The sequence below is a fragment of the Collinsella sp. AK_207A genome (assembly GCF_902501965.1).
Taxonomy (GTDB): Bacteria; Actinomycetota; Coriobacteriia; order Coriobacteriales; family Coriobacteriaceae; genus Collinsella.
On sequence record NZ_CABWID010000010.1, the window covers coordinates 17,111 to 29,876 of the forward strand.

11 protein-coding genes are annotated in these 12,766 nt (G+C 60.5%); 5 read left to right on the forward strand and 6 right to left on the reverse strand.

Going from position 1 to position 12,766, the window contains the following annotated elements:
* Positions 1–92 precede the first annotated feature (92 nt).
* Both murQ and pbp4b read right to left on the reverse strand, forming a co-directional pair.
* Positions 93–989, reverse strand: a complete 897-nt coding sequence (murQ, locus tag GDJ97_RS01690; protein ID WP_152069497.1) for an N-acetylmuramic acid 6-phosphate etherase — start codon at positions 987–989, stop codon at positions 93–95.
* Between the two features lie 59 nt (positions 990–1,048).
* On the reverse strand, positions 1,049–3,385 hold the full coding sequence (gene pbp4b / locus GDJ97_RS01695) for a penicillin binding protein PBP4B (protein WP_226808719.1): 2,337 nt from the start codon (positions 3,383–3,385) through the stop codon (positions 1,049–1,051).
* A gap of 559 nt (positions 3,386–3,944) precedes the next feature.
* Here pbp4b and GDJ97_RS01700 point away from each other — a divergent pair.
* On the forward strand, positions 3,945–4,853 hold the full coding sequence (locus GDJ97_RS01700) for a MurR/RpiR family transcriptional regulator (protein ID WP_152069498.1): 909 nt from the start codon (positions 3,945–3,947) through the stop codon (positions 4,851–4,853).
* 30 nt (positions 4,854–4,883) lie between these two features.
* Here the strand turns inward: GDJ97_RS01700 and GDJ97_RS01705 are convergent, their stop codons facing one another.
* Positions 4,884–5,831, reverse strand: coding sequence for an HAD hydrolase family protein (locus GDJ97_RS01705; protein WP_152069499.1), 948 nt, complete (start codon positions 5,829–5,831; stop codon positions 4,884–4,886).
* 598 nt (positions 5,832–6,429) lie between these two features.
* Between GDJ97_RS01705 and GDJ97_RS01710 the strand changes: the two genes are divergently transcribed.
* The 3 genes from GDJ97_RS01710 to GDJ97_RS01720 all read left to right on the forward strand — a co-directional run bounded on the left by GDJ97_RS01710 (position 6,430) and on the right by GDJ97_RS01720 (position 8,922).
* Positions 6,430–6,798 carry a transposase gene (locus GDJ97_RS01710; protein ID WP_193221259.1) on the forward strand — a complete coding sequence of 123 codons (369 nt, stop codon included), beginning with the start codon at positions 6,430–6,432 and terminating at the stop codon, positions 6,796–6,798.
* 365 nt (positions 6,799–7,163) lie between these two features.
* Positions 7,164–8,096, forward strand: a complete 933-nt coding sequence (locus GDJ97_RS01715; RefSeq protein ID WP_152069501.1) for a DUF5692 family protein — start codon at positions 7,164–7,166, stop codon at positions 8,094–8,096.
* Between the two features lie 166 nt (positions 8,097–8,262).
* Positions 8,263–8,922: a TetR/AcrR family transcriptional regulator gene (locus GDJ97_RS01720; protein ID WP_152069502.1), complete on the forward strand. Its 660-nt coding sequence runs from the start codon at positions 8,263–8,265 to the stop codon at positions 8,920–8,922.
* Positions 8,923–8,997: 75 nt separating this feature from the next.
* Here GDJ97_RS01720 and serS read toward each other — a convergent pair whose 3' ends face one another.
* On the reverse strand, positions 8,998–10,281 hold the full coding sequence (serS, locus tag GDJ97_RS01725; RefSeq protein ID WP_152069503.1) for a serine--tRNA ligase: 1,284 nt from the start codon (positions 10,279–10,281) through the stop codon (positions 8,998–9,000).
* A gap of 106 nt (positions 10,282–10,387) precedes the next feature.
* On the opposite strand from serS, the gene GDJ97_RS09310 reads away from it, so the two are divergent.
* A complete protein-coding gene (locus GDJ97_RS09310; protein WP_193221260.1) occupies positions 10,388–10,561 on the forward strand; it encodes a DUF6724 family protein in 174 nt (57 codons plus the stop codon).
* Between the two features lie 21 nt (positions 10,562–10,582).
* Here GDJ97_RS09310 and GDJ97_RS01730 read toward each other — a convergent pair whose 3' ends face one another.
* Together GDJ97_RS01730 and GDJ97_RS01735 are read right to left on the reverse strand one after the other, a co-directional pair.
* Positions 10,583–11,671, reverse strand: coding sequence for a hypothetical protein (locus tag GDJ97_RS01730; protein WP_152069504.1), 1,089 nt, complete (start codon positions 11,669–11,671; stop codon positions 10,583–10,585).
* A 98-nt stretch (positions 11,672–11,769) separates the two neighbouring features.
* Positions 11,770–12,705 carry an SPFH domain-containing protein gene (locus tag GDJ97_RS01735; RefSeq protein ID WP_373422655.1) on the reverse strand — a complete coding sequence of 312 codons (936 nt, stop codon included), beginning with the start codon at positions 12,703–12,705 and terminating at the stop codon, positions 11,770–11,772.
* Between the last annotated feature and the right edge of the window lie 61 nt (positions 12,706–12,766).

Below are 12,766 nucleotides of genomic sequence, written 5' to 3' on the forward strand. Positions count from 1 at the left end.
TCCATTCCTTTCCCTTCGCTTGCGATTCCGTACCTTCCCGCTCCGCAACCGGCAGCGACCGGTGGGCACCTCCCTCGGGAGGCCCATCCCGGCTACTCCGCGATCGCGGCGCGCACGTGACCGGCGGAGGCGTCGAGCCTTGCTCGCGCACTCTCCGCGTCACAACCCAGCAACACGGACACGATGGCCGGTTTTACCTGGCCGTCCGTGGCGGCTAGCGCTTTCACGGCCTGTTCGCGGTCGCACCCGCAGGCATCCATCACGATGTTCTGCGCGCGCACCACGAGCTTCTCGTTGGTGGCCTGCACGTCTACCATGAGGTTCTGGTAAGCCTTGCCGCAGCGCACCATCGTGCCGGTGGAGATCATGTTGAGCACGAGCTTCTGCACCGTGCCCGCCTTGAGGCGCGTCGAGCCAGTGAGGACCTCGGGACCGGGAACGGGCTCGATGGCGAGCTCGGCCTCCCGGCCCACGGCCGAATCGCGGTTGCACGCGATACCCACCGTCTTGCACCCCAGCGCGCGGGCGTAGGCCAGGCCGCCCAGGACATAGGGGGTGCGCCCGCTCGCAGCCAGGCCGACCACGACGTCCCCAGCCGTCAGCGCCAGCCCGCGCAGGTCGTCCTCCCCCAGCTGGCGGTTATCCTCGGCGCCCTCGACCGCCTTGATAAAGGCGCCGGCGCCGCCCGCAATGAGCCCCACCACCACGTCGGGCGACACGCCGAAGGTCGGCGGGCACTCCGCCGCGTCCAGCACGCCCAGCCGCCCACTCGTGCCGGCGCCCATGTAGATGAGGCGATGCCCGGCCGCCACGGCTGTGGCAGCCCACTCGATCGCGGTCGCGACCTGCGGAAGGACCTCGGTCACCGACGCGACGGCCCGTGCATCCTCGCGGTTCATGGCCTGCGCGATCTCGAGCGGGCCCATCTCGTCGAGCCCCATGGTCTCGGGATTGCGCGACTCAGTTGACAGTTTCTTAAGATTGAGCATGAACTACCTCCTTTCCCATTGTCTCTCAAACTTCCAACACGTACTCGGATACCTATCCATCACGATTGGTCATCCCTCTTCCTGCGATAGACAATCCCCGCCCCGGTAGCTGCAACGCCTATAGCTGCCGCCACAGCAGAGGCGACCCAGGAAACATCCCCCGTCTGCGGGAGTGAGCCGGGCGCTTGTTTACGAGCCGCACTCACATTCTTGTCATTCGTGACACCCGCATCGTTCTTCTCTCCCGTGTGACCCTGGTTGGGCTTGGTCTTGTCGTCATTTCCGCTTGGGTTCTGATTATCAGCCTTCTTGAGGCTTGCCTCGGCAGTCGCGAGCGCGGCCGCAAGCGCCTCGCCATCGGTCTTTGAAAGGTCTCCACTGTTCGCGAGGGCGTCGTGGAGCGCATCGTAGGCCTTCTGATATGCCTCGTAGGAACCCTGCTCATACACGCCATCGGAATTTGCTTTATAAGAGGATTCCAGCTGTTCAAGCGACATCGCCGTGTACCGTTCGACCCCCGCCATCGCCGCTCTAAGCTCCGTTGTGAGGCCATCCACGTCCTGTTGCGAGGTGGAAGTAAGACCGGCCCGGGCAGCATCAATAGCCTGAACGAGCTTCGTACGCGATGAAGTCGTCCAACTATCGGTATCAAGCTGAGTTGCCTCGTCAATCGCTGCCTTCAAGCTGCTCGTATCAACTCGAGGAGTCGACTCCCCGTTGAGATAGCCCTCAATGATGCTCGATCCGTCCTTGCGTTGATTGAGAACCTCGTTCAGCGCATCGAGCCGCTTGTTCAGGCCCGAAACGTCTCCACCCGCTTGCTGCGTACTGGCGATTTCATCCTTAAGCTGGTTGATAGCATCAACCAGCTTGGCATCGTTCGACTCAACACTACCGTTGTTCAGCGCGTCGAATGCAATCGTCGCAATCGTGCCATAGCCACTTGTGAGGAACTGGTTCCCCACAAAGTAGTTGGGGTTCACCTTGTTGTTCACAACTGGGGAGTTTTTCGCGTTCGTCAGCAAGACAAGGGATGCGTTGTTCACCGGGTCGATCACCGTGAGCGTGCCCGTCCAACCGGTGTGCCCCACGGTGCTGGAGTCTACGATGGGAGAGAAATAGAAGTAATAACCGTTGTCCCCCTCGCGCCGCCATCCCAGGCCATAGGTGTTGCTCGCATCCTTCGGCTTGATAAACTGGTCGAGCGTATTGCGGTCGAAGAACCGGTTCTCCCCGTAACCGCCGCGATTGATCGTCACCTGGGTTAGAGCGGCAAGGTCATGGGCGTTCGAGAACAGTCCCGCATGACCAGATACGCCCTCCATGGTGTAGAACGCCTTTTCGTCGTGCACCTCGCCCTGAATCGTATGCGTACGGATGTTGTCGAAGCTGATAATACCGTCGCGCGTGTTGCCGTTCAGCTCCGTCGCCGCAACCTGATCCTTGGTAAAGCCATGCTGCAGCGGGTTGAAAGTGACATGGGTGAGCCCCATGGGGTTGTAGTAGCTCTGGGCCACGTACTCGTCAAGCCGCTGTCCCGTTACCTGCTCGACGATGAATCCCAGGAGCATGTAGTCCACGTCTGAATAGACCGTCTTCGTTCCAGGCATGTAGTCGAGTGGCGTGGCGATGATTTTCGAGAGCGCCTCATCGCGATGCTGTGTGAAAAGCGCCGCGTTTGCCTTGCTCCCAGGCTCGGTTTTACCGGTTTGAGGATTATAATCTATGTTGTGGTACTGGGGATCCGCCGGAAATCCCGCCTGATGCTGAAGGATCTCCTTCACGGTCAGCACGTTCTTTCCCTTGATGGCATCGTTATCGCCATCCTTGAAGGCGGGAATGTAGTCCTGCACGCGCTTGTTGATATCAATCTTGCCCTCAGACACGAGCTTCTGGACGGCGTAGTTCGTCGCGTACATCTTCGTGTTGCTCGCAAGATCGTACAGTGTGTCGTTGGTCACCTGCGCACCGCTCGTGAGACGTGTCCCGTCCTGTGCGTAGGAGTTTGCCAGGCCGTACGACGACTCCTTTACGATCTTCCCGTTTTTCGTAATGACGATCTGAGCGGAGGTGAATCCGTGATCGATCTCCGCCTGGATAATCTGGTCGATGAGGCGGAAGCCATCGTTCCCCTCGTTCTCGGCGGCGGCATCGAGCAGCTTCGGGTAGGGAACCTTCACGTCAAGTAGGCTCTTCGATCCCAGATTCTCATCCGGGGTGATACGGGAAACCTGCAGGATGTTGTTACCGTTGACCGTGACGTCGGAGATGTCGACCTTGTTCCACACGTTTGCCTGGGAGCCGGCGAGCGAAACCCCCTTCCCGTTCACGTAGAGACGGTAGGCATCGGGCTGGGCACTTCGAACCAGCAGGTAGCCCTGACCCTCAAACCCCACGAAACTGTTCTCAGCATTCGTAGTCAGACTATCATCGTAGCCGGAATTTGGCTGGGAATCATAGCGGGGGTATGAGCGATCAATCTGAAACGAGCCGTTGGCGCTCACATCGGCCTGCACAGCCTGCTGTGCAAACAAGGGGGCTGGATGCGCGAGTACGCTCCCGCACGATAGACCTGTCGCGATCGCAGCAATGGCGGCAGCACGCCAGCCGACCCTACGAATGCATCCCATGAAACCATCTCCCATCAAAGACAGATCGCGGGCGATCCCTTACCGTCCGCCTCCTTCCGGACCCATAGTGGATGCAAAGGTCCTCCCCATCCCCTTCACAAAGTGGTCTGATATAAGAGTACCGGCATCTTTCACCCCAACGGTAGAATTCCGACTTCAAGCGGCACCAAACACGCGCCATTTTTATCACCAGATGTAACAAGTATTCGAAAGCTGCCATCAACCTCACTCGACCGAACTACATTGAACGCGTCGCTTTATTCGGTGCCTTGGCGGAACCGTCGTAACCACCACCCTCAACAGAGACGAATAGGAGGAGCTGGATATGGATGAGGCAACACAGGAACAGATTCCTGCGGTTCTTAACCCGGAGGATATACTCTCGCGTCTGCAGGCGATGCGTCACTCTTGCGGACCCTCCGAGGATGCGCTTATAGGCTTCTTGCTCGACAACCCGGAAGTCTCCTCGCACGCGACGATACGCTCACTTTCGCACGCCGCCTTCGTCTCTCCAGCAACGATCATCCGTACCTGCAAGCGGGCAGGCTACCAGGGGTTCAAGGATTTCAAGCGCGCCATGTTGCTCGCATGCGCCGCGCGAAACGCCCAGCTCACCGAAATGCAGGAGGGCATCCTTCCTCAAGACTCCGTGAACGTCATCGTGCAGAAGGTCACCGCACGCACCATACGCGCGGTAGAGGATACTGCCCGTCTCGTTAGTCTCTCCAGTCTCATGACCTGCTCCCAGCTCATCCTGACCCGGGCGCGTATCGGCATCTTCGGTATCGGGGAATCTCAACTTGTGGCACAGGACCTCAAGGCAAAGCTTTTGCGAATCAATCTCACCTGTAACGCTGAGGCCGACTGGCACAACCAGCTTCTTATCGCGAAAAACATGACCGAGACAGATCTTGCAATCGCCATCAGCTACAGCGGTATGACACCCGAGACGGCGAACTGTGCACACGAGGCCCATCGGCGAGGTGCGTCGGTCATCGCCATCACGAGCGAGCCAGTCTCCTCCCGCCTCGCAAAGGAGTCCGACGTGACACTCCAGACCGTACGGACTGAGCCCGAGGTGCGAAGCGGGGCCTTAACATCGAGGATGTCACAGCTCCAAGTAGTCGACATGCTCTATACCGTCTGCATCAATACGGACAGGGATCGTCTCACTAAAATCATCATAGCGAACAGCATCAAGAAGCAGTCAGACGCCGCATCGGCGGTATCCTAGACCGACAACTTCGCTCCGGTCCAAGCTGTGCTAGTCCCGCTTCAGCTCCACCAGCTCTTCGAGCATGCGGGCGACGCCCTCGTGGTTGTTGTCATACGCGGTCTGCGCCTGGGCGCGCGCACGGATGCCTGGCTCGGCGTTACACATGGCCACGCCGAGCCAGGCATGGGAGATCATGTCTACATCGTTGGCGCTGTCCCCGATGGCGAGCACGCGGTCCGCGCGCACGCCCAGGTGCGCGGCGAGCCAGCATATCCCGTTCCACTTGGACGTGCCCGCCGCGTTGATCTCGATGTTCCACCCAAGCGAGTTGGACAGCTCGTAATCTGTGTGCTTCGCAAGCCACGCCATCAACTGGAAGCGCACCTCGGGATCGGTATAGAAGAGATTGATGTGTCCGATCGGGCCGGGAAGTGCGCGCACGCCGTCCACCAAGTTCGGCATCACGCGGCGGGTGCGGCGGACGAAGGCCTGCGTCCGCCCGTCAAGCGTCGTGCGGTCCAGGTGATCGAGCTGGTCGACGGCCGTGTAGATCGTGCCGTGGCAGACCACGTCCACGAAGACGCTCGCGCCGAACCTCGCCACCAGCTTGTGCACGAGATCGGCGGCCTCGTCGGACTTCATGCCGGTCTCGTGAATGTCTGCGCTCGCGGCGCGGTCCGCGCCCAGCCGCATCACGCACGCGCCCGCGCAGCCCACGGCGTATTCCATCCCCGGTACGCCGAAGAGTTCCGCGGGCAGGATGCTCAACACGCGACCAGTCGCCGGCACCACGTGGATGCCAGACCCGAGCGCCGCTCGGATGGCCGCAACGGTGCGCGGCGTGATGGTCTTCTCGTCGGTGAAGAGGGTGCCGTCCAGGTCGATGGCCACCAGCTCAACCTCACGAGCACGGGCCTCGATGTTCTGGTCAAGCAGGTCGTAGCCATCACAGGCGCAGCCCGCAATCTCAGGTGGTTCCAAGTTGACGAGCGCCATGCGCTGCCTCTCCCTCTGACGGTCACGCGTGCCCGTGGCCCGTCGCGACAGCTTCGTTCACCGAGGATTCTAGCGATTCGCCGGTGCCGCGCGAACCTGGATTGCAAAACCGGCACCGGGCCGCACGGCTGGGCGCCTCGCCGCCTTCCCCGACGCAGCGGTCGGCTCCTCGAGGACCCGCGGCCCGTCGTTTGCCTCCCACTATCTTCTTATCGTGTTTTGACTGCTTCAATCGAACCATTCAGAATACGATGCAGTTACTGGCGAGGCAGGTGTGCCGGCATGTGTCCCGGGGCGCCTTCGGCGACCCCGTTGAGGAGTCTGGCAGCCTGCCATTCGAGGCGGTTCGCGAATTAGCTGGATGGCAAAGCCGACTTCTCGGTTACCCCGTGTCTCTTTTAGGAGGTTGCGAGCCCGTTTGGAGAGCAGGGCCTGCCATGTGCGAAGGAGGCGGACGCCATGATCTACGCCGGAATCGACTTAGCCAAAGGCGAGCACGTCATAGGGGCGATCGACGAGCCCAGCGTCAACGCCGCGAAGCCGCGTCGTTTCCGAACTCGACGGACGGGTTCGATAGACGCCGTTCCACCTCGAAGGTTTGGGCGAGTCTAAGGAATCCGCGCCCATCGGCATGGAGGCGACCGGACCGCTCATCCTCACCATCCCCGGCATCGGTCACGTCTTCGGCGCTCGAATCGTCTCCGAAATAGGAGACGTCCGCAGGTTCGGGAATGCTTCGGCGATCGTGGGCTACGCCGGCATCAACCCCTCGATCAGCCGGTCGGGCAAGTTCTCGTCAAGCGAGAACCGCATCGCAAAACAAGGGTCCCCTTACTTGGGGCGCGCCCTCTACCTTGCCGCAACGACCCACATACGGCCCTCGACCCCGCTTCGCGATTACAACGACAAGAAGCGGATGGACGGCAAGTCCCGCAGAGAGGCGCTAATCGCTGCCGCCAGAAACTGACCCACATGATCTACGCAGTGCTCTCAAAGCAGGAACCTTATCGCCCTGACGCCGCTGGAGAGGATCAGGCGGCATCGCGTTCTGAATGATTCGAAATGAAGTTGCCAAAGTGCCCATGGAACCGAATCAAAAACTGCTAGAAAAAAACTTCCCAAGGTGCCTGACTACCCATAGCTGGTCTCATAAATACAAATGTTTGTTCGTAATTTCTCTGTTCGTTTTTTTGTTTTCATGGTAAGCTCTCCACAGACGGTAGCAATCCGGGCGGCACCGGCATCTTTTACACCGCGTACCGATATGTAAAGACGCCTCTGCTCCGGCTTTCTATACTGGGCCTTACCTATCAACAGCTAAGGGAGGCAAGCATGGGCATTTTGTACCAAGCGCAGGACATGTCGTACTGGGCCATCTGGCTCTTCATCCTGTTTGCCCTAATGGCGTTCAACGAGCTGGGACGAGCCAAACCGTGGACGGGCATCGTGCTCTTTGCCATCGTGCCGCTCTTCTGCACGGTCTTTATCTGGCCCACCACGGCCGCGCCGGGTAACGAATATGGAACGGGTACGTGGTTCAACTGGGTGAAGACGTACTCCGCTCTGGCCGGATGCCTTGGCTTCATGGTGCTCCGCTACACCAAGCTCGGGCAGAACAAGTGGGCGCTGCTCTTTCCGCCCATCATCTTGGCCGTCAACATCGCCGAGGCGGTGCTCCGCGACTTCCAGGTCTTCAGCTACGCCCTCTGGACCGGCGGCGAGGTCGACAACCTGTGGACCATCTCGGGGCCGTGGAACATCATGAACGGCATCGCCGGTATCCTGAACATCGTGACCATCTGCGGCTGGATGGGCATCTTCATCTCGAAAGACCGCACTCGCGACATGATCTGGCCCGACATGATCTGGCCATGGATCATCGCGTACGACCTGTGGAACTTTGCCTACACCTATAACTGCATCTCGGACCACTCGGCCTATTGCGGCTTGGCACTGCTGCTCTCCTGCACCATCCCGAGCTTTTTCATCAAGCGCGGGCCCTGGCTGCAGCACCGTGCCCACACGCTCGGTCTGTGGATCATGTTCGTCATGACCGTTCCCCAGTTCGCCGATCGCATCGCGCCCATATACACCACGCACAACCCCACCGCGTTCTTCATCGTCAGCCTGCTGGCGCTCTTGATGAACGCGGGCGTGGCGGTGTATCAGTTCGCCAAGATTAGGTGCCAGCACCTCAATCCGCTCACGCAGGAGCTCTATACCGACACGAAGGCCTATCAGAGCGTTGTTGAGGAGAATCGCTAGACGACGATCGCGTTTTGCTAGGGCGGTCGGCCTCCGTACAGCACAGGCCGACGACCGAAGACCCTCCCCCGCTCGCTGAAACCAGCAAGGGAGTGCCGCACATGCGGCGATAATGGGGCCACGTTCGCATCCGGACGTGGCCCCTGTTCGTCGCAGAAAGTGTCCCATGTACCAACCAGACCCCGTACAAACCTGCAAGGTCGAAGGATTCGCCTGCCGCCTCTCCATGAAGAGCAGGCGCCTCCAGGGACAAAAGGGGCAGATCGTACAAGCGGCCCGACGCCTCTACGAGACTCAAGGCGTCCACCGCACCACGGTGAAAGACATTGCCCAGGAGGTAGGAATCACGCGCGAACTGGTGTACTGCTACTTCTCGGGCAAGCAGCAGATTACCGATGCTGTGCTCGATGACTACGTGGAAGACCTCGTTGAAAGCGCCTTGGTCTGGAACGAGGGGCGCGTCTTTGGCCAAACGTCCGAAAGCCTCCGCACCTGTGTTCAGGCGTTTCGGCGTGCCCTCTACGACGCAAGCGGCCAGCCACGCCCCATGATTCGCGTTCTTGAGGAACTCGGCTGCCGCGACGAGTTCGACGTTCGCGCCGTGCGCGAGACGGTCAACGCCATCAACGCCTGCGTGGTCACGGAGTACGCGCGCTTCCATAAGATCGAGATCGACATGGTCTACGAGATGTTCTGCGTCGTCCTCTTCGGCCTCGTGGGACTCATCAAGGTGTACCCTGGCATCACGGACGACGAGCTCATGAAAGTCATCGAGCAAACACTTCGGCTGGACATGCACCCACTCGCTTCCCCGCCCTCCGCATAAAAACGAAACGCCGCCCCGCTTGAGAATGCGGAGCGGCGTTCTGACTCGACCATGTGAGCCAAGTGGCAGCTAGACCTAGGCGCCGATGATGTCGCAACCCATGTAGGGGCGCAAGACCTCGGGAACCGTCACGGTGCCGTCAGCGTTCTGGTAGTTCTCCAGAATCGCCGCCATGGTGCGGCCCGCAGGCAGACCGGAACCGTTGAGCGTATGCAGGTAGCGCGTGCCCTTGAAGTTCTCGGGGTCGCGATACTTGATGTTCGCGCGGCGGGCCTGGAAGTCGCCGCAGTTGGAGCAGGAGGAAATCTCCTTGAAGCTGTTGTAGCTCGGGAGCCACACCTCCACGTCGTAGGTCTGGCGCGCGGAGAAGCCCAGGTCGCCGGTGCACAGGCTGATCACGCGATACGGCAGGCCCAACTGCTGCAGCAGGTACTCGCACTCGGCGGTCATGCTCTCGAGCTGGTTGTCGGAGTCCTCCGGCGTGGCAAACTTGACCATCTCAACCTTGTCGAACTCGTGCTGGCGAATGATACCGCGCGTGTCGCGACCGGCGGAGCCGGCCTCCTCGCGGAAGCACGGGGTGAAGGCGGTGTACCAGCGCGGCAGGCTATCGGCATCCAGCACCTCGCCGGCGTGCAGGTTGGTCAGCACGACCTCGGCGGTGGGAATCAGGAAGTTGTCACCGGACACGTGATAGGCGTCATCCTCGAACTTGGGCAGCTGACCCGTGCCGAACATCGTCTGGCGCTTGACCACCACGGGCGGCCACCACTCCTTGAAGCCGCGGCTCGTATGGGTGTCGAGGAAGAAGTTGATGAGCGCGCGCTCCAGGCGGGCACCGGCGCCGCCCATCACGGTAAAGCGGCTGCCAGAGAGCTTCATGCCGCGGTCGAAGTCCAGGATATCCAGGTCGGTACCCAGATCCCAGTGCGCCTTGGGCTCAAAGCCCTCGGCTGCGAAGTCGCGGGGCTTGCCCCAACGGCGACGCTCGGGGTTCTCGGTCTCATCCTTGCCCACGGGCGTGGCGGCGCAGGGGATGTTCGGCAGATGGGCCATGAAGTCGTAGAGCTCCTGCTCGAGCTCGGCACGCTTGGCGGCAAGGCCGTCGATCTTCTCGTTGACCTCGCGCACGGCCTCCTTGGCGGCCTCGGCCTCATCCTTCTTGCCGGCGCGCATCAGCTCGCCGATCTTCTTGGACTCAGCGTTACGCGTGGCCTGCAGTTCCTCCACCTCGGCGATGACAGAGCGGCGCTCGCCGTCCATCTGGAAGAACTTCTCGCGATCCCACGAGGTCTGGCGATTAGCCATGGCCTCGTCTACCGCATCGGGATTCTCGCGGACGAATTTGATATCGAGCATGGTATCTGCCTTCCGTATCGAGCTCGGTTCGCACATTCAGTTTTGCATCCGCAAGTATATACTTGTGCGCGTAAACCGAGACGTCGAGACACCAAGAAGGCATCGGATGGACGCGATTTTCTCCTTTTTGTTCAACACGCGCGCAGGCCTTGCCGTCCTTTTTGTGGGTGGCATCATCGCCTTCACCATCGCGGCCGTCATCCTCGAGCGCCGCACCCACAAGCTGTACGTGGATCGCGGGCCCAAGCAGACCGGAGAAGACGACGGCTTCTGGGACTAACCCAAAAGCCGCCATACCCTTTTACTCATAGGTTGCATAGGTTGAGAGACTCGTGGCGCTCTTGTAGTTCTTAAGCGCCGTGGTCTCGTCTACCTTCCAGGTGCCGTCCGAATCTTCCGTCAGCTCAAGAATGAAAAAGCGCCCTTCGTTCATCTTGACGTTTTTGAGCGCGGCTGCAAACAGCTCGCGGAGGTGCGCCTTCTGGTCCTCGGCGAGTGCCGGCGGGTTGTCATTGTAGTACGGAACGCCCTGCTCATAGAGGTAGTCCTTTGCGGCGGAGCTGAAGGCATCGTAGACATTGTAGACATCCGGGCATGTCGCGTCGTAGGTGACACTTGCTTCGGCCGGATTGTTATCCCCATAGCTGGCGTACACGTACGCATCGGCCTTCGTGAACGAAACGCTGTTCAGGAACCAGTCCGCCCACGCTTCCTCGTCGATGCCGGAACCCGCCACGTCGTAGCCCGTCATGTACGGCATGTTGCTCTCGAGCCACTTTTTCGCCAGCGCACGATACTCCTCGGTCGTGGGAATCGCGCCTATGTAGCTGTCCGCGGCACTGGACGCGGCATTCTGTTGGGCCTGCTCATCTTCCTTGCTGGTATCGGAGGAGGAATCGTAGCTGGAGTCATAGCTCGAGCTATCGGAGCGGCTGGAGAAGATGTTGTCGATGATGGAGCCGACCATATCGAGCCCGGTGCCGATAACCGAGAAAACGATGAGGATCACGATCACGCGGGGCAGCACGCGGCGGCGACCCTTGCCCTCGCGCGATGCGGCCCGAGCGCGCGCCGCTACCTCAGCCTGCTTCTTAAGCGTGTCAACCGTAGCCTTTGAACTCGATGAGCTCGAAGTGCTCGCGGTGCTCGACGCGGTGCTCGAGGACCGGCGGCTTTCACGCCTCTTTTTGGAGCCGCGCGACGTCTCTTTTGGCGCCTGATCCGCAGACGAAGCCGGTGCCTCGTAGTCATCCTGCCGCTTGCTGGGCGCGTTGTATGGCTGGTCGTCGAAGACACAGCCGTCTTCATCGTGCAGCTGCGCGGAATCGTTCCAAGGCAGAATAGGTTCCCCCGCGTTAAAGGGATCGATGTTGGAATCCTGGCGAGCCATGCAGTCTCCTGACGAACGAAACCCGATTCGTTGCTTCGCGCTCGTAAGCAGCGGAGCCGATTCTCCTCGGCCCCGCTCCAAAAACGCTCAGCTTGTACTTAGTCCTGGCTCGGCTTGATGGAGGGTACCTTCACGCCCTCGCCCGCCTGCTGGGCGGCGCTCATCTGCTCGAAGAGACTCGCGCTCTCGCGGAAGTCTGCCGGCAGCACCACCGTGGCGGCCTTGCCGCTCTTGGCAAACTCGTTCATCATCTCGGTCCACTGCGTGAACATGAACAGCTTGTTCGCCTCGTCGGTGGAAACGCCCGTGGCCTGGATGGTGTCCAGCGAGCCCTTGATGCCCTCGGCGATAGCCTGGCGCTGGGCCGCGATACCGCGACCGCTCTCCTCCATGGCCTCGGCCTCTGCCTTGGCCTCCGTCACGCGACGGATGCGATCGGCCTCGGCCAGGTCCTGCGACGCGGCCTTGGTACGCTGCGCGGCGTTGATCTGGTTCATGGAATCCTCGACCTCGCGCGGCAGAGCGATCTTGGTGATCAGCGTGGAGACCAGCGTGAAACCGTACGCGGCCATCTGCTCGGACACCGTGGCGTTCACGTCCTTGGCGATGTCGTCCTTCTTGGCGAAGACCTCATCCAGCGTGTACACCGGAATGGAGCTGCGCAGGGCATCGGTGATGAAGTCGCGCATCTGCGCCACCGGCTGCTGCAGCATGTAGTAGCTCTTGTACACACCGGAATCGGCGGGCGTGTTACCGCGCTCATAGCTCACATGGTACTGGGCCGAGACCTCGAGGCCGATGGTCACGTTATCCTCGGTCTTCACGTCGATGTCGAAGCCGTTCTTCATGGTGCGCAGGCTTACCGTGGCGGCCTTACGATCGATGAACGGAATCTTGGCGTGGAAGCCCGCGCCCACGATGTTGTTGAACTTGCCCAGGCGCTCGATGATGACCGCATGCTGCTGCTTCACCACAAAGAACGTGTTCATGATCAGGATGATTAGGATGAAGGCAATGACGATAAAGCCCGCCATTCCTCCCAGGATGCTGCCAATACCGTACATAGGGGCTCCTCTTCCCATGATGACCTTGCGC

Excerpts from the sequence above, each read along its gene's own strand:
- GDJ97_RS01715 (WP_152069501.1), top strand. The coding sequence starts at position 7,164 with ATGGGCATTTTGTACCAAGCGCAGGACATGTCGTACTGGGCCATCTGG.
- GDJ97_RS09310 (WP_193221260.1), top strand. The coding sequence starts at position 10,388 with ATGGACGCGATTTTCTCCTTTTTGTTCAACACGCGCGCAGGCCTTGCC.
- GDJ97_RS01720 (WP_152069502.1), top strand. The coding sequence starts at position 8,263 with ATGTACCAACCAGACCCCGTACAAACCTGCAAGGTCGAAGGATTCGCC.
- GDJ97_RS01730 (WP_152069504.1), bottom strand. The coding sequence starts at position 11,671 with ATGGCTCGCCAGGATTCCAACATCGATCCCTTTAACGCGGGGGAACCT.
- murQ (WP_152069497.1), bottom strand. The coding sequence starts at position 989 with ATGCTCAATCTTAAGAAACTGTCAACTGAGTCGCGCAATCCCGAGACC.
- GDJ97_RS01735 (WP_373422655.1), bottom strand. The coding sequence starts at position 12,705 with ATGGCGGGCTTTATCGTCATTGCCTTCATCCTAATCATCCTGATCATG.
- serS (WP_152069503.1), bottom strand. The coding sequence starts at position 10,281 with ATGCTCGATATCAAATTCGTCCGCGAGAATCCCGATGCGGTAGACGAG.
- GDJ97_RS01700 (WP_152069498.1), top strand. The coding sequence starts at position 3,945 with ATGGATGAGGCAACACAGGAACAGATTCCTGCGGTTCTTAACCCGGAG.
- GDJ97_RS01705 (WP_152069499.1), bottom strand. The coding sequence starts at position 5,831 with ATGGCGCTCGTCAACTTGGAACCACCTGAGATTGCGGGCTGCGCCTGT.